General features: G+C 70.1%; 22 protein-coding genes. 12 read left to right on the top strand and 10 right to left on the bottom strand.

The genetic code is table 11. The features are described 5' to 3' along the window. Positions 1 to 283 precede the first annotated feature (283 nt). Positions 284 to 778 carry a hypothetical protein gene (locus ACGFZN_RS09070; RefSeq protein ID WP_393857822.1) on the top strand — a complete coding sequence of 165 codons (495 nt, stop codon included), beginning with the start codon at positions 284 to 286 and terminating at the stop codon, positions 776 to 778. 65 nt (positions 779 to 843) lie between these two features. On the opposite strand, the gene ACGFZN_RS09065 is transcribed toward ACGFZN_RS09070, so the two are convergent. The 5 genes from ACGFZN_RS09065 to ACGFZN_RS09045 form a co-directional block, all read right to left on the bottom strand. Next, positions 844 to 1,290, bottom strand: coding sequence for a hypothetical protein (locus ACGFZN_RS09065; protein ID WP_393857821.1), 447 nt, complete (start codon positions 1,288 to 1,290; stop codon positions 844 to 846). Between the two features lie 241 nt (positions 1,291 to 1,531). Continuing rightward, the gene (locus ACGFZN_RS09060) at positions 1,532 to 1,813 is read right to left on the bottom strand and encodes a hypothetical protein (protein WP_393857820.1); all 282 of its coding nucleotides are present in this window, start codon (positions 1,811 to 1,813) and stop codon (positions 1,532 to 1,534) included. Between the two features lie 200 nt (positions 1,814 to 2,013). After that, positions 2,014 to 3,069, bottom strand: a complete 1,056-nt coding sequence (locus ACGFZN_RS09055) for a YIP1 family protein (protein WP_393857819.1) — start codon at positions 3,067 to 3,069, stop codon at positions 2,014 to 2,016. A gap of 95 nt (positions 3,070 to 3,164) precedes the next feature. Then, positions 3,165 to 4,523, bottom strand: a complete 1,359-nt coding sequence (locus ACGFZN_RS09050) for an FG-GAP and VCBS repeat-containing protein (RefSeq protein WP_393857818.1) — start codon at positions 4,521 to 4,523, stop codon at positions 3,165 to 3,167. Positions 4,524 to 4,591: 68 nt separating this feature from the next. After that, on the bottom strand, positions 4,592 to 6,073 hold the full coding sequence (locus ACGFZN_RS09045; RefSeq protein WP_393857817.1) for an FG-GAP and VCBS repeat-containing protein: 1,482 nt from the start codon (positions 6,071 to 6,073) through the stop codon (positions 4,592 to 4,594). A 232-nt stretch (positions 6,074 to 6,305) separates the two neighbouring features. On the opposite strand from ACGFZN_RS09045, the gene ACGFZN_RS09040 reads away from it, so the two are divergent. Next, positions 6,306 to 6,632 (top strand): antibiotic biosynthesis monooxygenase family protein, encoded by a 327-nt coding sequence (locus tag ACGFZN_RS09040; RefSeq protein WP_393857816.1) that lies wholly within the window; start codon positions 6,306 to 6,308, stop codon positions 6,630 to 6,632. A 71-nt stretch (positions 6,633 to 6,703) separates the two neighbouring features. On the opposite strand, the gene ACGFZN_RS09035 is transcribed toward ACGFZN_RS09040, so the two are convergent. Continuing rightward, complete coding sequence (locus tag ACGFZN_RS09035) at positions 6,704 to 8,986, bottom strand: (Fe-S)-binding protein (protein ID WP_393857815.1); 2,283 nt, start codon at positions 8,984 to 8,986, stop codon at positions 6,704 to 6,706. Positions 8,987 to 9,172: 186 nt separating this feature from the next. On the opposite strand from ACGFZN_RS09035, the gene ACGFZN_RS09030 reads away from it, so the two are divergent. The 5 genes from ACGFZN_RS09030 to ACGFZN_RS09010 all read left to right on the top strand — a co-directional run bounded on the left by ACGFZN_RS09030 (position 9,173) and on the right by ACGFZN_RS09010 (position 14,481). After that, positions 9,173 to 10,192, top strand: a complete 1,020-nt coding sequence (locus ACGFZN_RS09030; protein WP_393857814.1) for an MraY family glycosyltransferase — start codon at positions 9,173 to 9,175, stop codon at positions 10,190 to 10,192. Positions 10,193 to 10,286: 94 nt separating this feature from the next. After that, complete coding sequence (gene dnaK / locus ACGFZN_RS09025) at positions 10,287 to 12,128, top strand: molecular chaperone DnaK (protein WP_330338738.1); 1,842 nt, start codon at positions 10,287 to 10,289, stop codon at positions 12,126 to 12,128. After that, a complete protein-coding gene (grpE, locus tag ACGFZN_RS09020; protein WP_393857813.1) occupies positions 12,128 to 12,802 on the top strand; it encodes a nucleotide exchange factor GrpE in 675 nt (224 codons plus the stop codon). The genes dnaK and grpE overlap by 1 nt, the downstream gene beginning before the upstream one ends. A gap of 42 nt (positions 12,803 to 12,844) precedes the next feature. After that, complete coding sequence (dnaJ, locus tag ACGFZN_RS09015; RefSeq protein ID WP_393857812.1) at positions 12,845 to 14,011, top strand: molecular chaperone DnaJ; 1,167 nt, start codon at positions 12,845 to 12,847, stop codon at positions 14,009 to 14,011. A gap of 5 nt (positions 14,012 to 14,016) precedes the next feature. Then, positions 14,017 to 14,481 (top strand): heat shock protein transcriptional repressor HspR, encoded by a 465-nt coding sequence (locus ACGFZN_RS09010; protein ID WP_393857811.1) that lies wholly within the window; start codon positions 14,017 to 14,019, stop codon positions 14,479 to 14,481. Between the two features lie 67 nt (positions 14,482 to 14,548). On the opposite strand, the gene ACGFZN_RS09005 is transcribed toward ACGFZN_RS09010, so the two are convergent. After that, positions 14,549 to 16,579: a fibronectin type III domain-containing protein gene (locus ACGFZN_RS09005; protein ID WP_393857810.1), complete on the bottom strand. Its 2,031-nt coding sequence runs from the start codon at positions 16,577 to 16,579 to the stop codon at positions 14,549 to 14,551. Positions 16,580 to 16,870: 291 nt separating this feature from the next. On the opposite strand from ACGFZN_RS09005, the gene ACGFZN_RS09000 reads away from it, so the two are divergent. Both ACGFZN_RS09000 and ACGFZN_RS08995 read left to right on the top strand, forming a co-directional pair. Beyond that, positions 16,871 to 17,980, top strand: coding sequence for a sugar ABC transporter substrate-binding protein (locus ACGFZN_RS09000; RefSeq protein WP_393857809.1), 1,110 nt, complete (start codon positions 16,871 to 16,873; stop codon positions 17,978 to 17,980). Positions 17,981 to 18,149: 169 nt separating this feature from the next. Continuing rightward, positions 18,150 to 19,196 carry a LuxR C-terminal-related transcriptional regulator gene (locus tag ACGFZN_RS08995; protein WP_393857808.1) on the top strand — a complete coding sequence of 349 codons (1,047 nt, stop codon included), beginning with the start codon at positions 18,150 to 18,152 and terminating at the stop codon, positions 19,194 to 19,196. Here ACGFZN_RS08995 and ACGFZN_RS08990 read toward each other — a convergent pair. Both ACGFZN_RS08990 and ACGFZN_RS08985 read right to left on the bottom strand, forming a co-directional pair. Then, positions 19,159 to 20,145 carry a helix-turn-helix transcriptional regulator gene (locus ACGFZN_RS08990; protein WP_393857807.1) on the bottom strand — a complete coding sequence of 329 codons (987 nt, stop codon included), beginning with the start codon at positions 20,143 to 20,145 and terminating at the stop codon, positions 19,159 to 19,161. The two genes, ACGFZN_RS08995 and ACGFZN_RS08990, sit on opposite strands and share 38 nt — an antisense overlap. A gap of 20 nt (positions 20,146 to 20,165) precedes the next feature. Beyond that, positions 20,166 to 21,110 carry a helix-turn-helix transcriptional regulator gene (locus tag ACGFZN_RS08985; RefSeq protein WP_330342861.1) on the bottom strand — a complete coding sequence of 315 codons (945 nt, stop codon included), beginning with the start codon at positions 21,108 to 21,110 and terminating at the stop codon, positions 20,166 to 20,168. Between the two features lie 170 nt (positions 21,111 to 21,280). Here ACGFZN_RS08985 and ACGFZN_RS08980 point away from each other — a divergent pair, with 170 nt between their 5' ends. Together ACGFZN_RS08980 and ACGFZN_RS08975 are read left to right on the top strand one after the other, a co-directional pair. Continuing rightward, entirely contained in the window at positions 21,281 to 21,622 is a 342-nt protein-coding gene (locus ACGFZN_RS08980; protein WP_393857806.1) for a hypothetical protein, read from the top strand. Then, positions 21,619 to 21,954, top strand: coding sequence for a hypothetical protein (locus tag ACGFZN_RS08975; protein WP_330338729.1), 336 nt, complete (start codon positions 21,619 to 21,621; stop codon positions 21,952 to 21,954). Before ACGFZN_RS08980 ends, ACGFZN_RS08975 begins: the two co-directional genes overlap by 4 nt. A 170-nt stretch (positions 21,955 to 22,124) precedes the next feature. Here ACGFZN_RS08975 and ACGFZN_RS08970 read toward each other — a convergent pair whose 3' ends face one another. Then, complete coding sequence (locus ACGFZN_RS08970) at positions 22,125 to 22,526, bottom strand: pyridoxamine 5'-phosphate oxidase family protein (protein ID WP_393857805.1); 402 nt, start codon at positions 22,524 to 22,526, stop codon at positions 22,125 to 22,127. 128 nt (positions 22,527 to 22,654) lie between these two features. On the opposite strand from ACGFZN_RS08970, the gene clpB reads away from it, so the two are divergent. Next, a complete protein-coding gene (gene clpB, locus ACGFZN_RS08965) occupies positions 22,655 to 25,252 on the top strand; it encodes an ATP-dependent chaperone ClpB (RefSeq protein ID WP_393857804.1) in 2,598 nt (865 codons plus the stop codon). The last annotated feature ends 3 nt before the right edge of the window (positions 25,253 to 25,255 follow it).

Raw genomic sequence — 25,255 nt, 5'->3', positions numbered from 1 at the left:
CCAGTTTCCCTCTGTGACCCGAGCCGCGCAAAAGATCCAGAGGATCAAGAAGGGGCGGCGGGTGGGGCGTCGCCCCGGTTTCTTGGGTGGGATGTGGGGTGCGCCGGGTGGAACTTGGGGCGTCCACCCGATGTGCCCCCCGGGGGCGTCAGAGCATGCTCGAAAAGAGTCCAACCCGGCCGGTTGTCAAGTCACGAGATTTCGGCGAATGACGCGGGCGGAGTGGCGGGGCCCAATAAGCCCTGAATCGGCACAATCACGTAGCCCTCGAAAAGGAATCGTCATGATCCACAAGATCGCAAAGCGTACCGCGGTGCTGACCGCATCGGCCGCTCTGGCCGCGGGCGGGGCCCTGACGCCCTCCACCGCGTTCGCCGCCCCGACGCCCACGGTTGCGCACGTGACGGCACCGAGCGACAACGGCGGAGGCAACAACAACAATAACAACAATAATAACGGCGGGGGTGGAAACAACAACAATAACAACAACAACGGCCGAGGCGGAAACAACAACAACAATAACAACAACAACCGACACAAGGGACATCGGAACAACAACAACAATAACAACAACAACGGCGGCGGGGCGAACAACAACAACAATAACAACAACAACGGCGGCGGGGCGAACAACAACAACAATAACAACAACAACGGCGGGGGCGCGAACAACAACAACAATAACAACAACAACGGTGGGGGCGCGAACAACAACAACAATAACAACAACAACGGCGGCGGGGCGAACAACAACAACAATAACAACAACAACGGCTGAACGTCACAGTCCGGCGGCCGGTGGTGCGTATGCACCCGGCCGCCGGACTGTTCTGTGTCCGGAACTCAGTTCTGGTGGCAGTTGATGTTCTGGTTGCCGGTAAGCGTGTTTCCCGACCCGTCCTGGCCCTTTGTGTAGCAGACCTGGAAGTTGATGAGCGACTTGCCCAGGAGCGGGAAGAGTCCGCCCCCGCCGCCTTGGGTCTGGGTGTCGCCGTTGTTGTTATTGTTATTGTTGTTCGGCCCGCCGCCGCCATTATTGTTGTTATTGTTGTTGTTATTCGGGCCGACACCGTTGGTGTTGACGTTGTTGTTCGTGGTGGTCTCGCTGTTGCCGGCCTTCTGACCTTGTCCGGCCGACGCTGCCTGGTCGGCGAGGTGCAGCAGCGGGAGGTTGCCCAGGAGCGCGATGAGTCCCCCGTCGGTCTGGGCTGCCTGTGCGCCGCCGGCGCTGAAGAGGATCGCCGCCGTCGCAGCGGCGCTGATCGTGGCGATTCTCTTGGCGAGTTTCATTCGGCCAGCCTTTCGTCGTCCCTGGTGCCGGTCTCGGCTCGGTGGACAGGATGGCGACGGCGGCCACGGATCGATTGCCGGGCACGCTGCAGTGGCCGCCTTTTCCCCCGTACAGCCGCAGAACTTCCGTCACGCCGGCCATGACGAACACATGTGTGAGGGCCCCCGGCTGCGGCGTCGGGGGCCCTTGGCGCCGGCTGGGGAAGCCGAACGGCCCCGTCCCCTGCCGGCAGCAGCGCAATCAGGCCTTGGCGTTGTTATTGTTGTTCGCCGGGTTTCCGGCGTTGTTGTTGTTATTGTTGTTCGGCCCGCCGCTCAAATTGTTGTTGTTGTTATTGTTGTTGTTCGGGCCGGCGCCATTGTTGTTGGTGTTTGTGTTGGTGATCGTCTGAGTGCTGCCGGTGTCGCCCTTTCCGCTCACTCCCATGGAATGAGCGAGCTGGGCTTGTGCGCCGCCGGCGCTGAAGAGGATCGCCGCCGTCGCAGCGGCGCTGATCATGGCAAAACTCTTGGCGAGTTTCATTCGGCCATGCCTTTCGTCGTCCCTGATGCCGAGTCTCGGCTCGGTGGACAGGATGACGACGGCAGCCGCGGAACGATTGCGGGGCCACGCTGCAGTGGATGCCTTTTCCCCCGTACAGCCCCCGACAGCCCCCGTACAGCGCAAATGAGAAGGGCCCCGGCTGCCTCGCCGGGGCCCTTTCGTGTGCCATGCCTCGAGGACTAGAACGTCCCCAGCTTCACTATGGACAGCAGCGCGATCAGCTGGAGCGCCGACGCGCCCAGCGCCTTCGGCCAGGGCAGGTCGTGGGAGCGGGAGACCATCAGGGTCAGCAGGGCGCCCGCGCCGATCCAGGTGGCCCAGCCGAGCAGCTGCACGAAACCGGCGTCGCCGCCGAAGAACATGGCGAAGACCAGGCGGGGCGCGTCCGTGAGCGCCGTGATCAGCATGGACAGGCCGACCGTCGGCTGCCAGGCGCCGTCGCCGCCCAGCTGGCGGGCCAGGGTGTGGGTGACCACGCCCAGGATGAACAGGCCGAGCACCATCACGACCGCCGTGATCAGCACGATCGGCACCGCGTTGGAGAGCGTGGCGCCGATCGCGTCCTGGCGGGCGCCGTCGAAGCCGAACACGGCCAGCAGGCCGTAGAGGAAGGTGGTGATGAGCGCCGGGGCCCACATCGTGTAGTCCCGCATGCGCAGGAAGGTCTGGTTGGGGGAGAGGACGATCCCCCTCAGCAGGTCCTTCCAGTGCAGCGGCGGGCCCAGCGGAGCCGCGGGCGCGGCGGCCGAGCCGGCCTGGTAGGTCGCGCCCTGCGTGTAGCCGGCGGCCTCGTCGATGGAGAACGCCTGGGTGTGACCGGGGTTGTTCGCCGCGTACGGGTCCTGGCCCGCGCCGCCAGGGTGGCCGCCGTCGCCGAAGTACTCCGGCCCGTCCCCGGCCGCCGGGCCCGGGTAGCCGTAGGGCTGCCCCTGCTGCGCGTACGGCTGCCGGCCAGGCTGCGGGTACGACTGCTGCGGGTACGGCCGCTGCGGCGCCTGCGGATAGCCGTACGAGGGCCCCGAGGGCTGCCCGTACGGCGCTCCCGGCTGCCCGTGCTGCGGTCCGGGCCGGCCGTACGACGGTCCCTGCGGCGCCTGCTGTCCTTGGGGGGTGCGGTTGTCCCGGCCCCCGCGTCCGATCCTGAATCCAGCCACGTCATCGAACGTACCCGGTCCCGGAGAGTGACGTGCCCGGCCCGGGCGTCCGGGCCGGGCTTTGCGGCCGACCTGTGACATCCCCTAAGGGACCGTCAGGGCAGGTCCCCGGGGATTTCCAGGGGCCCTGCCCCGCCGGGCCTCAGGGATGCGCCCCGTCCGTCGGTTCCGGGACGTCAGTCCAGGAAGGCGCCGCCCACCATCGGCAGCCGCACGGCACCGGACGTCGTCGGGACCGTGGCGGTGCCGCGGAGCAGGACCGCGCCGTTCACCAGGCCGATCCCCAGCTCCGCTCTGCCGTCGCCGGTGAGGTCGCGCAGGCGGACGGTGTAGCCGAACTCCGCGTCCGTGGTGGCCGGGGCGGCGCTCGTCTCGGGGATCCAGGACGAGCGGTTGCCGCTCAGGCCCCCGGAGCCGCCGCGGAAGACGTGCACGCCGCCCTGGTCCTCGGTGCCGTCGACGTCCTCCAGGGGTACGCCGACCGCGAGGTCCGCGTAGCCGTCACCGTTGGTGTCACCGGCCGAGACGGCCGCTCCGAAGTCGTCGTCGGCCTCGGGGGTGCCGGAGACGCCCGCGGTGGCCTGGGTGAACGTGGTGGAGCCGCTGGGGCCCGAGGCCCCGCCGCGCCACACGGTCACCGCGCCCTTGCCGTGGTCCTGCTCGGGCAGGCCGAGGGCGATGTCGCCGTAGCCGTCCTTGTCGAAGTCGCCGATGGCCGCGTCCCAGGCGCCTACCGGCAGCGTCTTGGAGGCACCGGAGACCAGACCGGAGGAGGAGCCCTTGAGGAACCAGGCGCGCTGCTTCGGAGTGGTGCTCGCGGCGTCGGGGAACTGCTCGCCGACGACGACGAGGTCGGTCCTGCCGTCGCCGTTGACGTTGCCGGCCACGAGCCGGGAGGAGTACCAGCCCGCGTCCGTCTTGTCGATCACGCTGACGGTTCCGGTGTGCCCGGCCTTGGTGAAGGGGCCCCGGTACAGGAAGGCTTCCAGCCCGCCGACGACCGCGATGTCGGGCGAGCCGTCGCCGGTGAAGTCGCCGGTGGCGAGGGAGCCGCCGAAGTGCGCCTCGGAGGTGTTGGCACGGCCCTTCGGGCTGAGCGTGGTGCCGCCGGACAGACCCGAGGCGGAGCCCCAGAGGATGGTGACCGTGCCCCGGTACTCGTCACCGCCGACCTTCTCGGTCGGGTTGCCGACAACCAGGTCGGAGTACCCGTCCTTGTTGAGGTCGGCCCCGGCGAGCGCCTCGCCGAAGAGGTCGTCCTCCTCGTTCGTGCCGGGCACGCCGGGGCTGTTCTGGTCGACCGTCTGCGTGTGCGCGGTGTCCGGTCCCTTGGCGCCGCCGTAGACGACGGTGACCGCACCGCTCCCCCCGCCGTCCCGGCTGTAGCCCTGGAAGGCCAGGTCCCGGTGGCCGTCGCCGTTGAAGTCGTCGTACTGCTTGGCGACCGCGGCGGCGGCCGGGGTGCTCAGCGCCAGCGGGGTCAGCCCCGCGGTGAGCAGAGTGGCCGCGAGGGCGGCGGAGGTGGCTGTGCGCATCGGGGCTCTCCTGAGGGGCCGGCTGATCGGGCGGCGGGTCGGGGCGGACGGGTCGGCGGTACGGGGTCTCAGTCGGCGAAGACGGCGCCGAACTGGGGCGTGCCGCTGGTGGAGACGCTCACGTCGGACGGGCCGAAGGAGCGCGAGCCGCTCGTGGTGATCTTCGTACCGTCGGACGGGAGGTAGGTGATGCCACCGTTGCCGCTGTTCTCGTACGAGCCCACGACCAGATCGGCCTTGCCGTCGCCGGTGACGTCGTCGAGCTTGACGTCGGCGCCGAACAGGTCGGACTTCTCGCTGGTGCCGGGCACGCCGGGGGTGTTCTGCTCGAAGGCCTGGGCGCCGGAGGCGGTGTTCACGCCGGACGCCGAGCCGTACAGCACGGTGACCATGCCGGCGTCGGTGACGCCGTCGAGGTCCTCCTGGGGGCTGCTGACGACGAGGTCCTGGTAGCCGTCGCCGTTGATGTCGCCGAGGTCCAGTTCCCAGCCGAAGGCGTCGCCCTTCTCGGAGGTGCCGGGCACGCTGCCGGTGTTCTGGGTGATGACGGTGGTGCTGGCGGGGCCGGACGCGGAGCCGTAGGTGACGCTGACCCGGCCGCCGTTTGAGGAGTCCGGGATGGGCGTGCCGTCGCTGGTGGTGGAGTCCCAGTCGGCGCCGCTGACGATGTCGCCGAAGCCGTCGCCGTTGATGTCGCCGATGGCGGTGATGATGCCGGGCTTGAGCGCCTTGGCGGTGGAGCCGCTCAGGCCGCTCGCGCCGCCGGGCAGCCAGTAGTTGGTGTTCCAGCCGTTCGACGTCTTCGTCTCGTAGCCGTCGACGACGAGGTCCGTGCGGCCGTCGCCGTTGACGTCCCCGGCGGTCAGGTTCATCGGGCCGTACGGGTAGTCGTTGGTGCCGGAGACGATGGGCGGCTTGACGGTGGTGCGGCTGCCGTAGGCGCCGGAGGTGGTGAAGCCGCCCTTGTAGAGGTAGAGGGTGCTGGAGGAGCTGCCCACGACCAGGTCGGCCTTGCCGTCGCCGTCGAAGTCGCCGGCGGCCAGGTTCTTGCCCCAGAAGTCGTGGGAGGAGGGGGCGGGGTCCGGCAGGTCGACGGCCTTGCCGGTGAGGCCGCTGCTGGAGCCGAAGAGGATGGCGACACCGCCGCCGTTGGTGTCGGTGCCGACCTTCTCGTCGGGGGTGCCGACGGCGAGGTCGTCGTAGCCGTCGCCGTTGAAGTCGGCGTAGGCCAGGTCGTAACCGAAGGAGTCGCCGGCCTCGGCGGTGCCGGGGACGCCCGGGGTGTTCTGGCTGATGGTGGTGCGCTTGGCGGAGGTGACGCCGCCGGCGGAGCCGTACAGGACGACGACCTGGCCGGCGTTCTTGTGGCCGCTGACGTAGGCGCCGGCCGCGGACGTGGCGATGTCGCCGATGCCGTCGCCGTTGAAGTCGGCCTTCGCGACCTTGAAGGAGTCGGCGGCCGCGGCGGGCGAGGCGGCGAACGTGAGCAGACCGCCCGTCAGCGCGGCCGCGGTGGCCGTGGCGAGGGCGAGTCGCGTGTGCAGGTGCATGCAGTCTCCTACGGCATGCGGGGGATGCCTGGCGGGCATCCGCAGACGATGGTGTGCGGACCGTCCGTGTTCGTCGGGAGTTGTCCCGCGGTTCACCGGGCGGTCGGCGATCAGGAGACCAGCGGTGGGGCGTAAGGGTTGCACGTGAGTCGGGTAAACATCCGGGCCCGCCGTGCGCCGGGCACGGCCGGGGCGGCGGGAAGCGCGCGGCCGGTGCGGGCAGGATGGTTCCATGAGCGTAGTGAAGATCAACGTGCTGACCGTTCCCGCCGAGCAGCGGGAGACCCTGGAGAAGCGGTTCGCCTCGCGGGCGCACGCGGTGGAGAACTCCGACGGCTTCGAGTGGTTCGAGCTGCTGCGCCCCGTGGAGGGCACCGACACCTATCTCGTGTACACGCGCTGGCGTGACGAGGAGTCGTTCCAGGCCTGGATGGAGGGGCCGATGAAGTCGGCCCACCAGGGCGGCGGGGAGGGCGGCGAACGCCCGAAGCCGGCCGCCTCCGGCTCGACCCTGTGGTCCTTCGAGGTGGTGCAGCAGGCGGCGCCGAAGAGCGCCTGAGCGCCTGACGGGCACACGACGGCGCCCCCTGCCTGTGCGGGTCAGGGGGCGCCGTCGGGTTGCAGGGGCCGTTACTTCACCGGCTCGGGCTCCGGCTCGGTCTCCGTCTCGGCCTCGCCCGCCGGGTCGACCGGCGTCCTGACGGAGTCCAGGAGCAGCTGGGCGACGTCGACCACCTGGATCGACTCCTTCGCCTTGCCGTCGTTCTTCTTGCCGTTGACCGAGTCGGTGAGCATGACCAGGCAGAACGGGCAGGCGGTGGAGACGATGTCCGGGTTGAGCGAGAGGGCCTCGTCGACGCGCTCGTTGTTGATGCGCTTGCCGATCCGCTCCTCCATCCACATCCGGGCGCCGCCGGCGCCGCAGCAGAAGCCGCGTTCCTTGTGGCGGTGCATCTCCTCGTTGCGCAGGCCGGGCACCTTGCCGATGATCTCGCGCGGAGGCGTGTAGATCTTGTTGTGGCGGCCCAGGTAGCACGGGTCGTGGTAGGTGATGATGCCCTCGACCGGGGTGACCGGGATCAGCTTGCCCTCGTCCACCAGGTGCTGGAGCAGCTGGGTGTGGTGGATGACCTCGTAGTCGCCGCCGAGCTGCGGGTACTCGTTGCCGAGCGTGTTCAGGCAGTGCGGGCAGGTGGCGACGATCTTCTTCGCGGACTTCGGCTTCCTGGACTCCGGCGTGACGTTGCCGTCCTCGTCGGTCTCCTCGCCGAAGGCCATGTTCAGCGCGGCCACGTTCTCCATGCCGAGCTCCTGGAACAGGGGCTCGTTGCCCAGGCGGCGGGCGGAGTCACCGGTGCACTTCTCGTCGCCGCCCATGATCGCGAACTTCACGCCCGCGATGTGCAGCAGCTCGGCGAAGGCCTTGGTGGTCTTCTTGGCCCGGTCCTCCAGGGCGCCGGCGCAGCCGACCCAGTACAGGTACTCGACCTCGGAGAGGTCCTCGATGTCCTTGCCGACGACCGGGACCTCGAAGTCGACCTCCTTGGTCCACTCCAGGCGCTGCTTCTTGGCCAGGCCCCAGGGGTTGCCCTTCTTCTCCAGGTTCTTGAGCATCGTGCCCGCCTCGGACGGGAACGCGGACTCGATCATCACCTGGTAGCGGCGCATGTCGACGATGTGGTCGACGTGCTCGATGTCCACCGGGCACTGCTCGACGCAGGCGCCGCACGTGGTGCAGGACCACAGCACGTCCGGGTCGATGACGCCGTTCTCCTCGGCGGTGCCGATCAGCGGCCGCTCGGCCTCGGCCAGCGCGGCGGCGGGGACGTCCTTCAGCTGCTCCTCGGAGGCCTTCTCCTCGCCCTCCATGGTCTTGCCGCCGCCCGCGAGCAGGTACGGCGCCTTGGCGTGGGCGTGGTCGCGCAGCGACATGATCAGCAGCTTCGGGGAGAGCGGCTTGCCGGTGTTCCAGGCGGGGCACTGCGACTGGCAGCGGCCGCACTCGGTGCAGGTGGAGAAGTCCAGCAGGCCCTTCCAGGAGAACTGCTCGACCTGGGAGACGCCGAAGACGTCGTCCTCGCCGGGGTCGGTGAAGTCGATCGGCTTGCCGCCGGAGGTCATCGGCAGCAGGGCGCCGAGGGAGGTCTCGCCGGTGGCGTTGCGCTTGAAGAAGATGTTCGGGAACGCGAGGAAGCGGTGCCAGGCCACGCCCATGTCGGTCATCAGCGAGACCGTGATCATCCAGATGAAGGACGTCCCGATCTTGATCATGGCCGTGAGGTAGACCAGGTTCTGCAGCGTGGAGACGCTCAGTCCCTTGAAGGCGAGCACCAGCGGGTACGAGGCGAAGTACGCGGCCTCGTAGTGGTGCACGCCGGCGAGCGCCCCCTCCAGGCCGCGCAGCGTCATGATCGCGAGGCCGATGACGAGGATGACGGCCTCGACGAAGTACGCCTGGCCGAAGTTGGAGCCCGCGAAGCGGGACTTGCGCCCGGGCCGCCTGGGGTGGCTCAGCTGCCGGATGACGATCAGGGTGAGGATGCCCAGCGACGTCATGGTGCCGATGAACTCGACGAACAGCTCGTACGGCAGCCACCTGCCGATGACGGGCAGCGCCCAGTCGGCCTGGAAGAGCTGGCCGAAGGCGTTGACCAGGGTCAGCACCAGGGAGAAGAAGCCGACCGCGACGAACCAGTGGGCGACGCCGACCACGCCCCAGCGGTTCATGCGGGTGTGGCCGAGGAACTCCCTGATCACCGTGGCGGTGCGGGCGGTCCAGTCGTTGGTCCGGGTGCCCGCCGGGACGTCCTGGCCGAGCCGTACGAACCGATAGATCTGCGCGATGGCGCGGCTGAACAGCGCAACGCCGACCACGGCGAGTACCAGCGACACGATGATCGCGGCGAGTTGCATGGGGGCTCCTGGGCGGCCTCGAACTTAACCGAGCGAGATTACTAAGCGGTAACTTATCCAGTTCGTCTGAGACTACCCTCATCTTCCTGCGGGATGCAGCCGGGCGCGGGGTGACGAGCGTCATCCCCGGACCATCGGATCGTGTTATTCATACCGAATTGCTACATTCACCCCTACCTTAGAGCCGTGCTCTACGGGATCGCCGCCGCCACCGCCGCCCTGCTGCTCGCCGCCGTCCTCTCCGCGCTGCTCAGGGTGCCCGCGCTGCGGGCGGGCATCGTCGACCGGCGCCGGCAGCGCAGGCTTCCGCTGCTCGGCGGTGTCGCCGTGGTGGCCGTCACCTGCCTCGTCGCCTGGGCCGGGCAGTGGACCAGGGTCGCCCCGCTCGGCGAGGGCGTCGGCAGGCTGCTGGTCGCCGCCGCGTGCGTCGCCGCCCTGGGGCTGGTCGCCGACGTCTGGCGGCTGCGCCCGCGCGTGCTCGTCGCCGGTACGGCGGTGGCGGCGGCCTTCGTGGTGCCGTACCAGGAGACGGGCGTGCCGGGCGGCCTGCTGGCCCTGGGCTGGATCGTGCTGGCCACCCTGGCCTTCAAGGGGCTCGACCACGCGGACGGGCTCGCGGGGACCGTCGGCGTGGTCACCGCGTTCGGGGCGGGGGCCTGTGCCGCCGCCGAGGTGATGGACGGCCTCGCCGTCCTGCTGAGCGTGTTCGCCGCCGCCCTCACCGGCTTCCTGATGCACAACTGGCACCCCGCGCGGATCGGGCTCGGCGCCTGCGGCTCGCTGTTCACCGGGTTCCTGCTGTCCTCGTCGCTCGTTTTCACACGCGCGGGGTACGACCTCACGCCGAGCGCTGCCGTGGTGTTCTGCCTCGGCGCGGTGGCCCTCGCCGACGCCCTCCTCGTGGTCCTCTCGCGCAGTCTGGCCCGGCGCCCGCTGCTGCGGCGCGGCCCGGACCACCTGGTGCACCGGCTGCGGCCGCTCGGGTTCACCCCGCAGGGCGCGGTCGTCCTGCTGGGGGCCGGCTCCTTCGCCTCGGTGCTGGTGGGGGTGCTCGTGCACACCGGATGGACCGGGGACGGGGTGGTGGCCTGGGTGGCGGGAGGGGTGCTGCTGGTCGTCGCCGTCGCCCTTCGCATTCCTGTCCAACCACCCCGGCGGATGTCATCGACGCAGGTCAGGGGCCAGTTGCGTGTAAGGAACGGATAAGACTTGAGCCCGGCCGACTCAGGTCTGTTGACCCAGCCGGTGCCGTCATGCACACTTGAGTCCGTTCCACTCAAGTCAGCTGGAGGAATCAACCATGGCACGTGCGGTCGGCATCGACCTGGGCACGACTAACTCCGTCGTCAGCGTTCTGGAGGGCGGCGAGCCCACCGTCATCACCAACGCCGAGGGCGCCAGGACCACGCCGTCCGTCGTCGCCTTCGCCAAGAACGGTGAAGTGCTCGTCGGCGAGGTCGCCAAGCGCCAGGCGGTCACGAACGTGGACCGGACCATCCGCTCGGTGAAGCGCCACATGGGCACCGACTGGAAGATCCAGCTCGACGGCAAGGACTTCAACCCGCAGCAGATCTCCGCGTTCATCCTGCAGAAGCTGAAGCGGGACGCCGAGGCCTACCTGGGCGAGAAGGTGACCGACGCGGTCATCACCGTCCCGGCGTACTTCAACGACTCCGAGCGCCAGGCGACCAAGGAGGCCGGTGAGATCGCCGGTCTGAACGTCCTGCGCATCGTCAACGAGCCGACCGCCGCCGCGCTGGCCTACGGCCTCGACAAGGACGACCAGACCATCCTCGTCTTCGACCTCGGCGGCGGCACCTTCGACGTGTCCCTGCTGGAGATCGGCGACGGCGTCGTCGAGGTGAAGGCCACCAACGGTGACAACCACCTCGGTGGTGACGACTGGGACCAGCGCGTCGTCGACTACCTGGTCAAGCAGTTCCAGTCCGGCCACGGCGTGGACCTGTCCAAGGACAAGATGGCCCTGCAGCGTCTGCGCGAGGCCGCCGAGAAGGCCAAGATCGAGCTGTCCTCGTCCACCGAGACCTCGATCAACCTGCCGTACATCACCGCGTCCGCCGAGGGCCCGCTGCACCTGGACGAGAAGCTCACCCGGGCCCAGTTCCAGCAGCTGACGGCCGACCTGCTGGAGCGCTGCAAGACGCCGTTCCACAACGTCATCAAGGACGCCGGCATCTCCATCAACGACATCGACCACGTCGTGCTCGTCGGTGGCTCCACCCGTATGCCCGCGGTCGCCGAGCTCGTCAAGGAGCTGACCGGCGGCAAGGAGGCCAACAAGGGCGTGAACCCGGACGAGGTCGTCGCCATCGGCGCCTCGCTCCAGGCCGGTGTCCTCAAGGGCGAGGTCAAGGACGTCCTGCTGCTCGACGTCACCCCGCTGTCCCTCGGCATCGAGACCAAGGGCGGCATCATGACCAAGCTGATCGAGCGCAACACCACGATCCCGACCAAGCGCTCCGAGATCTTCACCACGGCCGAGGACAACCAGCCGTCGGTGCAGATCCAGGTCTACCAGGGCGAGCGCGAGATCGCGGCGTACAACAAGAAGCTCGGCATGTTCGAGCTGACCGGTCTGCCGCCGGCGCCCCGCGGCGTCCCGCAGATCGAGGTCTCCTTCGACATCGACGCCAACGGCATCATGCACGTCACGGCGAAGGACCTCGGCACCGGCAAGGAGCAGAAGATGACCGTCACCGGCGGCTCCTCGCTCCCGAAGGAAGAGGTCGACCGCATGCGCGAGGAGGCCGAGCGCTACGCGGAGGAGGACCACCGCCGCCGCGAGGCCGCCGAGGCCCGCAACCAGGGCGAGCAGCTGGTCTACCAGACGGAGAAGTTCCTCAAGGACAACGAGGACAAGGTCCCCGGCGAGATCAAGACCGAGGTCGAGGCCGCGGTCGGCGAGCTGAAGGAAGCCCTCAAGGGCGAGGACACCGCCGAGATCCGCACCGCCACCGAGAAGGTCGCGGCCGTCTCGCAGAAGCTGGGCCAGGCCATGTACGCCGACGCCCAGGCCGCGCAGGCCGCCGCCGGCGGCGCCTCGGCCGGTGAGGCCAAGGCCGACGACGACGTGGTGGACGCCGAGATCGTGGACGACGAGCGCAAGGACGGTGCCGCGTAATGACGGAGGAGACCCCGGGCTTCGAGGAGAAGCCCGACGTCCCCTCCGGCGCGACCCCCGACGACGCCGAGCCGAAGGCCGCTCCCGATGAGGGGGCGGCCCCGGCCGGGGACGGAAACGAGAACGCCGGCCTGCTGGCCCAGCTGGACCAGGTGCGCACGGCGCTGAGCGAGCGCACGGCGGACCTCCAGCGCCTCCAGGCCGAGTACCAGAACTACCGCCGCCGGGTCGAACGGGACCGGATCGCGGTCAAGGAGATCGCCGTCGCGAACCTCCTGACCGAACTCCTGCCCGTGCTCGACGACATCGGCCGCGCGCGGGAACACGGCGAACTGGTCGGCGGCTTCAAGTCGGTGGCCGAGTCGCTGGAGACCGTCGCGGCCAAGATGGGCCTGCAGCAGTTCGGCAAGGAGGGCGAGCCCTTCGACCCGACGATCCACGAGGCCCTGATGCACAGCTACGCGCCGGACGTCACCGAGACGACCTGCGTGGCGATCCTGCAGCCCGGGTATCGCATCGGCGAGCGCACCATCCGCCCGGCGCGGGTGGCCGTCGCCGAGCCGCAGCCGGGCGCGCAGACCGTCAAGGCCGAGGGCGCCGAGGAGAAGGCCTCCGAGGCGAAGGACGCCGGCGCCGCTGACGACAAGGAGAACGGTGGCCCGGACGAGGGCTGACGTGAGGACCCACGGGAAGCACGGGAAGGGGGTACGTCGGGGATGAGTACGAAGGACTTCATCGAGAAGGACTACTACAAGGTCCTCGGCGTCCCCAAGGACGCCACCGAGGCCGAGATCAAGAAGGCGTACCGGAAGCTCGCCCGCGAGTACCACCCGGACGCCAACAAGGGCAACGCCAAGGCCGAGGAGCGCTTCAAGGAGATCTCCGAGGCGAACGACGTGCTCGGCGACCCCAAGAAGCGCAAGGAGTACGACGAGGCGCGCGCCCTGTTCGGCAACGGCGGCTTCCGCCCCGGGCCCGGCGCCGGCGGCTCGTTCAACTTCGACCTGGGCGACCTCTTCGGAGGCGGGGCGAGCACCCAGGGCGGCTTCGGCGGCGGACTCGGTGACGTCTTCGGGGGCCTGTTCAACCGCGGCGGCGCCGCCGGCACGCGGACCCAGCCCCGGCGCGGCCAGGACATCGAGTCCGAGGTCACGCTCAGCTTCACGGAGGCCATCGAGGGCGCCACGGTGCCGCTGCGGATGTCCTCCCAGGCGCCCTGCAAGGCCTGCTCGGGCACCGGCGACAAGAACGGCACGCCGCGCGTGTGCCCGACCTGCGTCGGCACCGGGCAGGTCGCCCGGGGCTCGGGCGGCGGCTTCTCGCTCACCGATCCCTGCCCCGACTGCAAGGGCCGCGGCCTGATCGCCGAGCACCCCTGCATGGAGTGCAAGGGCAGCGGCCGGGCGAAGTCGTCCCGGACGATGCAGGTCCGCATCCCGGCCGGGGTGACCGACGGGCAGCGCATCCGGCTGCGCGGCAAGGGCGCGCCCGGCGAGCGGGGCGGACCGGCGGGCGATCTGTACGTGGTCGTGCACGTCGGCACGCACCCGGTGTTCGGCCGCAAGGGCGACAACCTCACCGTCACCGTGCCGGTGACGTTCCCCGAGGCGGCCCTCGGCGGCGAGGTCCGGGTGCCGACCCTCGGCGGACCGCCCGTCACCCTGAAACTGCCGCCCGGCACGCCCAACGGCCGTACGATGCGCGCCCGGGGCAAGGGCGCGCTCCGCAAGGACGGCACCCGCGGCGACCTCCTGGTCACCGTCGAGGTGCGTGTGCCCGAGGACCTGTCGGGGAAGGCTCGTGACGCGCTCGAGGCGTATCGCGAGGCGACCGCGGGCGAGGACCCGCGGGCGGAGCTGTTCGAGGCCGCGAAGGGAGACTGAGAGAGATGGACGGCCGTCGACGCGGTGACAATTTTCGTGCGCCGTATGAACTGACCGAGGAGACCCCGGTCTACGTCATCTCGGTGGCGGCCCAGCTCTCCGGACTCCACCCGCAGACGCTGCGCCAGTACGACCGCCTGGGCCTGGTCTCCCCGGACCGCACCGCGGGCCGGGGCCGCCGCTACTCGGCCCGCGACATCGAACTGCTCCGCCAGGTGCAGCAGTTGTCGCAGGACGAGGGCATCAACCTGGCCGGCATCAAGCGCATCATCGAACTGGAGAACCAGGTCGCCGCACTGCAGTCCCGCGTGGCGGAGCTGGAGGCGGCCCTGGACGGCGCGGCGGCCGCGATGCAGCAGCGCGAGGCCGCCGTGCACGCCTCCTACCGGCGCGACCTGGTGCCGTACCAGGAGGTCCAGCAGACCAGCGCGCTGGTGGTGTGGCGGCCCAAGCGCCAGCAGCAGGACTGAGGCAGCAGCAGGACCGAGTGGAACACGGTGAAGGGGCCCGCGGACGACCGCGGGCCCCTTCGGCGTGTCAGGAGGCGCTCGGCGGGGTGATGACGTAGTCGGTGTCGGCGAAGGACTCGGTGCCGTCCGCCCGGACGAGGGAGATCATGTAGTACAGGGTCGTGCCGGCCGGGGCGTGGGTGTCCGTCCAGAACCAGCCGTCGCGGCTCTTGGCCACCGGGGCCTCGGTCAGCCGGACGAACCGGCCCTCGGCGTGGTCCCAGCGGTAGACGTGGAAGCCGGTCACCGAGGAGGTGTCCTCGTAGGGGCACCACGGCTCCACCCTGATGCCGGCGGCGGTCCGCCAGGTCGTCGTCTGGCAGCCCGCCGTGTCGTCCGGGACCGAGGTGGGCCGCAGGTCGAGCGCGGTCACCGGGACGGAGGCGACGGGCACGCTCCAGTCCTCGACGTCCGGATCGTCCTGGTAGGTCAGGGAGTTGCCGTAGACGTCCACGGCCACGACGAACAGGCGGTACGACGTGCCGTCGGCCGGCCAGGGCAGCAGGGTCTGCGTCGTCGACGCGTCCACCTTCCCCAGGTACTCGGGGTCGTGGGACTCGTCCTGCTGCTGGTAGAGGGCGTAGGACGCGAGGTCCGGGGCCGTGCTGGGCTGCCAGGACAGCCGGATGCCGTACTCCAGGGGCTCGGCGGCCACGCCGGTGACGGCCGGCGGCGGTGTCTCTTCGCCGGGCCGGGTGGCGGTGACCTCGGCGGAGGGCACCGACCAGCGCCCGGCGGAGTCCTTGCGGAGCACCGTGTAGTGGTACGTGGTGCCGCGGCGGCCGGAGTAGTCGGTGCAGGTGCGCTCGGTGCCGCCGGCGGCGTCCGTGGCGCTCGTGGGCGAGCCGCAGGTGAGGGTGGCCCAGTCCCGGGAGCCGTCGGCGTGGTCCGCGGAGCGGCGCACGACGTAGTCGGCGGTGCCGGCGGGCTCGGTCCAGCCGACGACCGTCTCGCCGCTGTCCGTGCGCGCGGTGACGTGCTGCGGCGGGGCAATGGTCCGGGTGCTGGTCACGACGGGCGAGTAGGCGGCGTTGCCGTGCGCGTCGAGCGCGGCGACCTTGTAGTCGTAGGCCGTGCGGTAGGCGGCCTGGGCGTCCGTGTAGGAGGTGGACGTGGTGTCGCCGAGGGCGGTGAAGTCGGCGGCACCGGCGGCCCTGCGGTACACCCGGTAGGAGACGGCGTCCGAAGGGGCCGTCCAGGACAGCTCGTTGGCGTCCTCGGTGCCGGTCGCGGTGAGCTTCGGGGCGGCGGGCGGGGTCAGGTCCCGGGAGGGTACCGGGCCCTGGTCGGTGCTGCCGGCGGACTCGTTGCCGGCCTTGTCGTAGGCGCGGATCTCGTAGTAGTACGACTGCCCGGTCTGCGGCGGCCGTTCGCTGAAGCGCGGCACCGTGGTGGTGCCGACCCGGGTGAAGGCGCTCGTGCCCGCCACCCGCCGGTAGACGCGGTAACCGGCGAGGTCCATCTCCTTGTTCGCCGTCCAGGCGAGCACGGCGTCGATGCCGGGCGGCTGACCGGTGTACTGGTCCCAGGAGACCCCGGTCGGGGCCAGTGGCCGCACCGTGTCGACGGCGGCGGAGGTGCGCGGGGTGTAGGCGAACTTCACGCTCGCGGCGCCGGTGAAGTTGGCGTAGTCCACGCGCAGGGTGTGCCTGCCCTTGGGGACGGTGACGTTGACCGTCTTGGCGCGGGTGCCGGAGGTGTTGGACCACAGGTCGGTCTTGCGCACGCCGTCCAGGTACACCCGGATGCCGTCGGTCCCGGAGGCGGCGAACGCGAACGGCCCGCCGGAGCCGAAGTCGCGGGTGACGCTCCAGCGGACGCCGAAGTTGTCCTTCGGCAGCCCGGAGGCGGGCGCGCCGGTCCAGTTCTGGTCGATGACGCTGTCGCAGTCCGTCTTCTTCGGTGTGCCGGAGAACGTGGTGTTCGCGTAGAACGTCCGCTTGTACGTCGGCGCCGTGCACGTCGTGGCCGCGGACGCGGCCGGGGCGGCCGCGTTCAGCAGGGCGCCGGCGGTGGCGAGCACGACGGCGGTGGCGGTCGCGCGGCTGGCTGGGTTCATTCGGTCCTCTGCTCGAGTCGGGTGGGCGGCGCACGGCCGCCGATGATCACGACTCGCGAAGATCGCGGTTGGTTGTACCGCTCTTTACCCGGCCATGAACTCCCTTTGGATGGAGGGTCCGTAAAGGGTGTTTGGAGGCGATTCCGCGTGTCCTTCACAGAGTCAGCTGAGCGTGGTGTTGCGGACTCGTTAAGTAGTTCCGCTTGACGACGGGTGTGGCCTCCGCGTTGTCTTTTCAGACACCTGGGTCGTATAGCCGCCCTACGTCCGGAAGCCGAAGTGAGCCCTCGCATGCGTCGTATCGTCCTGTCCGTGGCCGCATCCACGATGACCCTCTCGCTCGCCGGCTGCGGCGTGCTGGACGCCACGGGGAACAGCGCGAGCGCGAGCCCGAGCAAGGGCAACGACATCACCGTCGGGCTGCTGCTGCCGGAGAAGGCCAACACCCGCTACGACAAGTTCGACTACCCCATCATCAAGAGCGAAGTCTCCAGGCTCACCGCGAAGCAGGGCAAGGTCGAGTACGCCAACGCCGACGCGGACGCCTCCCGGCAGACCTCGCAGATGCAGCGGATGATCGACGAGAAGGTCGACATCATCATGCTCGACGCCGTCGACTCGCACGCCATCGCGCCCGAGGTGAAGAAGGCCAAGGACGCGGGCATCCCGGTCATCGCCTACGACCGGCTCGCCGAGGGCCCGATCGACGCCTACGTCTCCTTCGACAACGAACTCGTCGGCGAGGTGCAGGGCCGCACCCTGCTGGAGGCCCTCGGCTCGAACGCCGACAGCTCGGACAAGATCGTCATGGTGAACGGCTCGCCCACCGACCCCAACGCCAAGCAGTTCAAGGAGGGCGCGCTCTCCGAGCTGAACGGCAAGGTGACGATCGCGGAGTCGTACGACACCACGGACTGGAAGCCGGAACTCGCCGAGTCCGAGATGGCCAAGGCGATCGGCGCGATCGGCAAGAGCAACATCGCTGGCGTCTACGCCGCCAACGACGGCATGGCGGGCGGCGTCATCAAGGCCCTGAAGGCCGCCGGCGTCACCAGCCTGCCCCCGGTCACCGGCCAGGACGCGGAACTCGACGCGGTGCAGCGGATCGTGACCGGCGAGCAGTACATGAGCGTCTACAAGGCCTACCCGGACGAGGCCGAGGCCGCCGCCCAGATCGCCGTGGCCAAGGTCCAGGGCAAGGACATCCAGTTCGACGCGCTCACCCAGGACAAGGTCTCCAGCCCCACCACGAAGGACATCCCGTCCAAGCTGATCCAGCCGACCGCCCTGACCAAGGGCAACATCAAGGACACGGTCGTCGCGGACGGCATCTACACGGTGGCCGACATCTGCACGCCCAAGTACAAGGCGGCCTGCGCGGCGATCGGCCTGAAGCCCTGACCCCTCGCCCCCATCAGCTTGTTGCAAAGCTGAGGGCGGAGCCTGGTCGATACCCGGACATAACATGCTTTCACGGCGCGCCCGTTGAGGCGAGCCGTGTTGCGGACCCGGTCGGCGCCGCGCATAGTTGCGCTGCGGAAGTGGCAGCACACCGGGGGTGAAATGGGCGATGGCCGGGCACGGGGCGGAGGAGCATCCACACGGGGCCGACCGACTGTGCGCGGCCGGGGACCGTGTCTATTCCCGGGCCGTACGCCGGGGCCGGGTGCCGCGCACCGACGCCGAGGCGGTGCCCTGCCTGCTGGACCTCGCCCTGCTGCACCCGGACCCCGACGACATGGACTGGCTGGTGCCCACCTCCCCGCAGGAGGTCATGACCAGGCTGCTGCGCGGCGTCTACGACGAGGTCAGCGAAAGCCAGCGCAAGGTGGGCTCGGCGGTGGCCGCCTTCGAGTGGTACGCCGGCCTCGGCCGCCCGCAGGGCGCGCCCTCCGCGCCGGCCGAGGGCAGCGCGATCCGGGTGCTCGACGGGCTCTCCCGGATCCAGGCCGCGATGGACGAGGCCACCGAGGCGTGCACCACCGAGGTGCTCACCGTGCAGCCCGGCGGCATCCGCCGCGAGGCCGAGCTGACCGAGGGGCTGCACCGGGCGCTGGCCCTGCGCGGCCGGGGCGTGCGCATGCGCGACCTGTACACGCACGTGGCCCGGCACGGCCAGGGGCTGCTCAACTACCTGGAGCTGATGGGCGACACGGTCGAGGCCCGGACGCTGGACGAGGTCATCGACCGGCTCATCCTGTTCGACCGCACCGTGGCCTTCATCCCCGCCAACGCCGACCGCACCATGGCCCTGGAGCTGCGCCACCCGGCCCTCGTGGAGTACCTGGTGACGGTCTTCGAGCGCCTGTGGCGGCTCGCCATCCCGCTCACCGCGCCGCTGCCCGACACCGGCATCGAGGGCATCTCGCACCGCGAGCAGTCCATCGCCGCGCTGCTCGCCGAGGGCCACCAGGACGCGGTGATCGCCGAGCGGCTCGGCATCAGCGTGCGCACCTGCCGCGCCCACATCGCCCGCCTGTCGGAGACCCTGGGCGCGGCCAGCCGTACCCAGCTGGGCGTGCGGATCGCCCAGGTCGGCCTGGACGGCCACCGCGGCGCCGGGCTGCCGGCCCGCGCGCTCACGGCTCCTGATCAAGGATCCCCGAGCGTGCGATGAGATAGCCGAGCTGGGCGCGGCTGTCGCTGCCGAGGGTGGCGGCGAGTTTGGCGATGTGCAGCCGGGCGGTGCGGACGTTCATGCCGAGGCGGTCGGCGATGGCGGCGTCGGTGTGCCCCTCCACCAGGAGGGCCGCGATGGCCAGCTGGCGGGGCGTGACGCCGTCGAGGGAGGGCTGCGGGGCGGCCTGCGGGTACAGGGGCGTGGCCAGGCGCCAGAGGCGGTCGAAGGCGGTGGCGAGGAACCCGACGACGGCGGGGTGGCGTATCTCCAGCGCGAGGGTCCGGTCGGCGTTCGCCGGGATGAAGGCGACCGTGCGGTCCACGACGATGAGGCGGTCGGTGATCTCGTCGAGGGTGCGGGCCTCGGCGTCGCCCCTGAGCCGCTCGTAGCGGGCGACCACCGAGGGCGCGTGCCGCAGGGTGTGCTGGTAGAGCGTGCGGATCCGGCCGCCCCGGTCGAGGAACGCCTGGTCGCGGGCGAATGCCTCGGCGCGGGCCTCGTCGGACGCCCTAGTGTGGCTGACGTGCGGCTGGACGGCGAGCAGTTCGCCGCTGCTGCCCGCCATGGCCCGCTCGATCGCCCGGCCGATGCCGCGGTATCCGCTGAGCACGGAGATCACCGGCGGGCCGTCGGCCGCGGCGGGCCCGGCGTCGGTCCGCAGCAGCGGTGCGAACAGCTCGGCCAGCCGGGCCTCGCGCCGCCGTTCGTCGGCGATGCGGTCCTCCGCGGCCAGCAGCAGCCGGTGCAGGGCGACGGCGGGTGCGAGCGGCTCCAGTCTGCCCAGGTCCGCCACCGACGGGTGCAGCAGGCCGGTGTCGATCAGGCAGGGCGCTTCCTCGGCGTCCTCGGCGCGCAGGTGACCGTCGCGCAGCGCGCGTGCGTACAGCGCCGCCCCCTCGGAGCACAGGTCGTCGGCACCGTGTGCCGCATGCGTGGCCCGGCCCATCGTCGCCTCCCCTCCCGCACTCAGACGTCCTGGTCCAGGATTCCCGACTGCGCTATGAGGAAGCCGAGCTGGGCGCGGCTGCCGCTGCCCAGCGCGGTCGCCAGCTTGGCGATGTGCGCCCGGCAGGTCCGCACGTTCATCCCCAGGCGCCGGGCGATGGCCTCGTCGACATGGCCCTCCACCAGCAGCTTGGCGATGGAGTGCTGGATCTCGGTGATGCCGTCGGGGGCGGTCTCGTAGGGCGCGCCGGCGCTCAGCGGGACCGCGCGGGCCCACATGAACTCGAAGACCTTGATCAGGTAGCGGACGAGCCCCGGGTGCCGCAGTTCCAGCGCGATCTCCCCGTCGTCGCGCGTCGGGATGAAGGCCACGGTCTCGTCGCAGATGATCAGTCGCTCGACGAGTTCGTCGATGGTGCGGTACTCCACCTTGCCGTCGGTGAACTGGGCCACGTACGCCAGCGTCTCGGGGCTGTAGCGCGCCGGGTGCTGGTAGAGGGTGCGGATGCGGCAGCCGCGCTCGATCAGCGGGCGGTCGCGCTCCAGGGCCTTGGCGAGGGTGTGCTCCAGCCGCCGGCGGCTCGGCTGTACGGTCAGCATCTCCGTCTGGCACTGTGAGGTGGCGAGATCCAGCGCCGCGTTGATCCGGTCGAGGCCCTCCAGCACGGTGATCGAGTGCGTGGTCGCCGTGGGCTGGGCACTGATGCTCATGAACGGCTCGAAAGCATCGGCCAGTTCGATGGACTGCCGCCGGCGCTGGCTGATCTCCTGCTCGATGGGGTTGAGCCGCTGGGCCAGGGCAATGGATGGAGGGACCGGACGCAGCCAGTTGGGGTCGTCGGGATCGGGGTGAAGGAGGGCGAACTCCATCAGACAGGGCGCCGGTTCCACATCCGCACGGGCTAGGCGTCCCGTCCGGAGAGCGTTCCCGTAAAGGCGGCGCCCGTCCTCGCACAGGTCGGTCAGCCCGTGGGGATGTGTCCGCTTAGTCTCATTTATCGCCAAATCTCCACCCCCCAGGGTCCTGAACGTGCAGGAACATGATGCATCGATTGTGTGGCCATGACGTGCCGGAATGGGCCATCGTCGTATTCGGACGGGGGAGAGGTGACCTTCAAATGAGGACGAAGCCGACTATGCATAAGAGAATGCTTCGCTCGGCGCTTGTCGCCGCCTTCTCCGCCGTGCTGGCCTTCGGAGCGATGACCGGTCACGCGGGGGCGAGGGGTGATGCCGCGCAGGACAGCAGTTGGCTGGTCAAGGCCGCGCCCGCCGACAGCAGTTGGCTGGTCAGGGCGGCACCTGCCGACAGCAGTTGGCTGGTCAAGGCGGCGCCCGGCGACAGCAGCTGGGTGATCGCGGCGTCCGGCACTCCGGGCGACAGCTCCTGGGTCGCTCCGGCGGACAGCAGCTGGGTCGCCCCGGCGGACAGTTCGTGGGTCGCCCCGGCCGACAGCAGCTGGGCCGTGCGGTCATGAGCACTCCACCCGACGACCGCTCCTTCCGCCGCGAGATGGCCACGGCCTACCGCTCCGGATGGCACTTCATCGACCTGGTCACCGCCATCCCGCACAGCGGTGACTCGCTGATGGTGACGGTGTTCGGTGAGCCGGTCGTCGTGACGCGGGACGCGGACGAGGACGTGCGGGCGTACCGGTGCCTGCGCAAGCCGCGCGGAGCCCCCCAGCCCGTGCGCTGTGCCGTCCGGTACGGAATGATCTTTGTGAATCTCGACCAGCGGGACCACCGGCTCGCCGAGCCGGCGGACCAGGACCTGAGGACCATCTCGGCCACCCCCCGCAGTGCCTGACGCGATTCCCCCGTCGTAAAAGATCGCTCAGGTGCTTCCCCCCGCAGCGGCGTCACCGTGACCTGAACACGGTGACGCCGCTGTCGTTTTCCAGCGGTATGTCACGGCATCCGCCGGTATGGGCGCGCTTCCAGGGTGGCCGGAACTGTTCGCTCGCGTCCCGGCGTTCGTCACAGGTTGCCCAGCGCACGCTCCACCTCGATCTCGATCACCACGCGCGCCGGATTGGGCGAGGGCACCCGGTCGTACCGCTCGGCGTACCGCTTCTCCGCCTCCGCCACCCGGTCGGCCTGCGTCGACACCCGCGCCCGGCCCTCCAGCGTGGCCCAGCGCCGGCCGTCCACCTGGCACACCGCGACCCGGGCGCCCTCGTCCCCCGCCGCGCGTACATGCCGCACCTTCGCGCTGGTCCCGTTGGTGATCACCCTGGCCAGTCCGGCCGCCGCGTCGTACGTCACCCCCACCGGGACCACGTGCGGACTGCCGTCGGGCCGGAGCGTGGTCAGCGTGCACAGATGGCGCTCGCGCCAGAAGGCCAGGTACTGCTCGGAGGGCTCGGAGTGCTTCACCATGCCCGCAACCTAGCCGCCCGCCCCGGTTTCCGCCCTACCGCCCCAGCCTTGAGCGGAATAGACTCAACTTTGTGTACGCTGTTTAAGTCAGCAGTGGAAGAGTGCGGCCGAGGAGGAGAACGGACGACGTGGACGCCGAGCTGACCAACAGGAGCCGGGACGCCATCAACGCGGCCGGCAACCGGGCCGTGACCGAGGGGCACCCGGACCTCACCCCCGCTCACCTGCTGCTGGCTCTGCTCCAGGGGCAGGACAACGAGAACATCACCGACCTGCTCGCGGCCGTCGAGGCCGACCAGGCCGCCGTGCGCGCGGGCGCCGAGAAGATCCTGGCCGCGCTGCCCAGCGTGACCGGATCCACCGTCGCGCCCCCGCAGCCCAACCGCGAACTGCTGGCCGTGATCGCCGACGCCGGCGAGCGCGCCAGGGAACTGGGCGACGAGTACCTGTCGACCGAGCACCTGCTCATCGGCATCGCCGCGAAGGGCGGCCGGACCGGCGAGCTGCTCGTACGGCAGGGCGCCGACGCCAAGAAGCTGCTGGAGGCCTTCAAGAAGGCCAGGGGAGGACGCCGCGTGACCACCGCCGACCCGGAGGGCCAGTACAAGGCCCTGGAGAAGTTCGGCACCGACTTCACCGCCGCCGCCCGCGAGGGCCGGCTCGACCCGGTCATCGGGCGCGACCAGGAGATCCGGCGGGTCGTGCAGGTGCTGAGCCGACGGACGAAGAACAACCCGGTCCTCATCGGCGAGCCCGGCGTCGGCAAGACCGCCGTGGTCGAGGGGCTGGCCCAGCGGATCGTCAAGGGCGACGTGCCCTCCTCGCTGAAGGACAAGCGGCTGGTCGCGCTCGACCTCGGCGCGATGGTCGCCGGCGCCAAGTACCGCGGCGAGTTCGAGGAGCGGCTGAAGGCCGTCCTCGCCGAGATCAAGGACTCCGACGGGCAGATCATCACCTTCATCGACGAGCTGCACACCGTCGTCGGCGCGGGCGCCGGCAGCGACTCCGCCATGGACGCGGGCAACATGCTCAAGCCGATGCTGGCCCGCGGCGAGCTGCGCATGGTCGGCGCCACCACCCTGGACGAGTACCGGGAGCGGATCGAGAAGGACCCCGCCCTGGAGCGCCGCTTCCAGCAGGTGCTGGTCGCCGAGCCGACGGTGGAGGACACCATCGCCATCCTGCGCGGCCTGAAGGGCCGGTACGAGGCCCACCACAAGGTGCAGATCGCCGACAGCGCGCTGGTGGCGGCGGCCACCCTCTCCGACCGCTACATCACCTCCCGCTTCCTGCCGGACAAGGCCATCGACCTCGTCGACGAGGCCGCCTCCCGGCTGCGCATGGAGATCGACTCGTCCCCGGTCGAGATCGACGAACTCCAGCGTGCCGTGGACCGGCTGAAGATGGAGGAGCTGGCGATCGCCAAGGAGACCGACCCGGCCTCCGTGGCCCGCCTGGAGAAGCTGCGCCGCGACCTCGCCGACAAGGAGGAGGAGCTGCGGCACCTCACCGCCCGCTGGGAGAAGGAGAAGCAGTCCCTCAACCGGGTCGGCGAGCTGAAGGAGAAGCTCGACGACCTGCGCGTGCAGGCCGAACGCGCCCAGCGCGACGGCGACTTCGACACCGCCGCCAAGCTGCTCTACGGCGAGATCCCGAACCTGGAGAAGGAACTGGAGGCCGCCTCCGAGGCCGAGGAGGAGGTCGCCAGGGACACCATGGTCAAGGAGGAGGTCGGCTCCGACGACATCGCCGACGTCGTCGCCGCCTGGACCGGCATCCCGGCCGGCCGCCTGCTGGAGGGCGAGACGCAGAAGCTGCTGCGCATGGAGGAGGAGATCGGAAAGCGGCTCATCGGCCAGACCGAGGCCGTACGGGCCGTCTCGGACGCCGTACGGCGCTCGCGGGCCGGCATCGCCGACCCCGACCGGCCCACCGGGTCCTTCCTGTTCCTCGGCCCCACCGGCGTCGGCAAGACCGAACTCGCCAAGGCGCTCGCCGACTTCCTCTTCGACGACGAGCGGGCCATGGTCCGCATCGACATGTCGGAGTACAGCGAGAAGCACAGCGTGGCCCGGCTGGTCGGCGCGCCCCCCGGGTACGTCGGCTACGAGGAGGGCGGTCAGCTCACCGAGGCGGTCCGCCGCCGCCCGTACTCCGTCATCCTGCTGGACGAGGTGGAGAAGGCCCACCCTGAGGTTTTCGACATCCTGCTCCAGGTGCTGGACGACGGACGCCTGACGGACGGCCAGGGCCGCACGGTCGACTTCCGCAACACCATCCTGGTGCTCACCTCCAACCTGGGCAGCCAGTTCCTGGTCGACCCGCTCAGGACCGAGGAGGAGAAGCGGGAGCAGGTCCTCGAGGTGGTCCGGGCCTCCTTCAAGCCGGAGTTCCTCAACCGCCTGGACGACCTGGTGGTCTTCTCGGCGCTGACCAAGCCCGAGCTGGAGCGGATCGCCCAGCTGCTGATCGACCGCCTGGGCAGGCGGCTGGCCGAGCGCCGGCTCACCCTGGACATCACCCCCGAGGCACTGGCCTGGCTCGCCGAGGAGGGGCTGGACCCCGCCTACGGCGCCCGGCCGCTGCGCCGCCTCGTCCAGACCGCCATCGGCGACCGCCTCGCCAAGGAGATCCTCGCCGGCGACGTCAAGGACGGCGACACGGTCCGCGTCGACCGCTTCGGCGACGGCCTGCTGGTCGGGCCGCCGACCGGGAAGACGCTGTGACGC

It is taken from the genome of Streptomyces sp. NPDC048192 (assembly GCF_043202415.1).
Lineage (GTDB): Bacteria > Actinomycetota > Actinomycetes > Streptomycetales > Streptomycetaceae > Streptomyces.
This window is presented reverse-complemented; position numbering and strand designations above follow the sequence as displayed.

Bases quoted from the DNA above. Each gene is read 5' to 3' on its own strand.
- ACGFZN_RS09045 (WP_393857817.1), bottom strand. From the start codon at position 6,073: ATGCACCTGCACACGCGACTCGCCCTCGCCACGGCCACCGCGGCCGCG.
- ACGFZN_RS08980 (WP_393857806.1), top strand. From the start codon at position 21,281: ATGCATAAGAGAATGCTTCGCTCGGCGCTTGTCGCCGCCTTCTCCGCC.
- ACGFZN_RS09005 (WP_393857810.1), bottom strand. From the start codon at position 16,579: ATGAACCCAGCCAGCCGCGCGACCGCCACCGCCGTCGTGCTCGCCACC.
- ACGFZN_RS09035 (WP_393857815.1), bottom strand. From the start codon at position 8,986: ATGCAACTCGCCGCGATCATCGTGTCGCTGGTACTCGCCGTGGTCGGC.
- dnaJ (WP_393857812.1), top strand. From the start codon at position 12,845: ATGAGTACGAAGGACTTCATCGAGAAGGACTACTACAAGGTCCTCGGC.
- ACGFZN_RS09070 (WP_393857822.1), top strand. From the start codon at position 284: ATGATCCACAAGATCGCAAAGCGTACCGCGGTGCTGACCGCATCGGCC.
- ACGFZN_RS08990 (WP_393857807.1), bottom strand. From the start codon at position 20,145: ATGGGCCGGGCCACGCATGCGGCACACGGTGCCGACGACCTGTGCTCC.
- grpE (WP_393857813.1), top strand. From the start codon at position 12,128: ATGACGGAGGAGACCCCGGGCTTCGAGGAGAAGCCCGACGTCCCCTCC.
- ACGFZN_RS09060 (WP_393857820.1), bottom strand. From the start codon at position 1,813: ATGAAACTCGCCAAGAGTTTTGCCATGATCAGCGCCGCTGCGACGGCG.
- ACGFZN_RS08975 (WP_330338729.1), top strand. From the start codon at position 21,619: ATGAGCACTCCACCCGACGACCGCTCCTTCCGCCGCGAGATGGCCACG.
- ACGFZN_RS09055 (WP_393857819.1), bottom strand. From the start codon at position 3,069: ATGTCACAGGTCGGCCGCAAAGCCCGGCCCGGACGCCCGGGCCGGGCA.
- ACGFZN_RS08970 (WP_393857805.1), bottom strand. From the start codon at position 22,526: ATGGTGAAGCACTCCGAGCCCTCCGAGCAGTACCTGGCCTTCTGGCGC.
- ACGFZN_RS09050 (WP_393857818.1), bottom strand. From the start codon at position 4,523: ATGCGCACAGCCACCTCCGCCGCCCTCGCGGCCACTCTGCTCACCGCG.
- ACGFZN_RS09010 (WP_393857811.1), top strand. From the start codon at position 14,017: ATGGACGGCCGTCGACGCGGTGACAATTTTCGTGCGCCGTATGAACTG.
- ACGFZN_RS09065 (WP_393857821.1), bottom strand. From the start codon at position 1,290: ATGAAACTCGCCAAGAGAATCGCCACGATCAGCGCCGCTGCGACGGCG.
- ACGFZN_RS09000 (WP_393857809.1), top strand. From the start codon at position 16,871: ATGCGTCGTATCGTCCTGTCCGTGGCCGCATCCACGATGACCCTCTCG.
- ACGFZN_RS08995 (WP_393857808.1), top strand. From the start codon at position 18,150: ATGGCCGGGCACGGGGCGGAGGAGCATCCACACGGGGCCGACCGACTG.
- dnaK (WP_330338738.1), top strand. From the start codon at position 10,287: ATGGCACGTGCGGTCGGCATCGACCTGGGCACGACTAACTCCGTCGTC.
- ACGFZN_RS09040 (WP_393857816.1), top strand. From the start codon at position 6,306: ATGAGCGTAGTGAAGATCAACGTGCTGACCGTTCCCGCCGAGCAGCGG.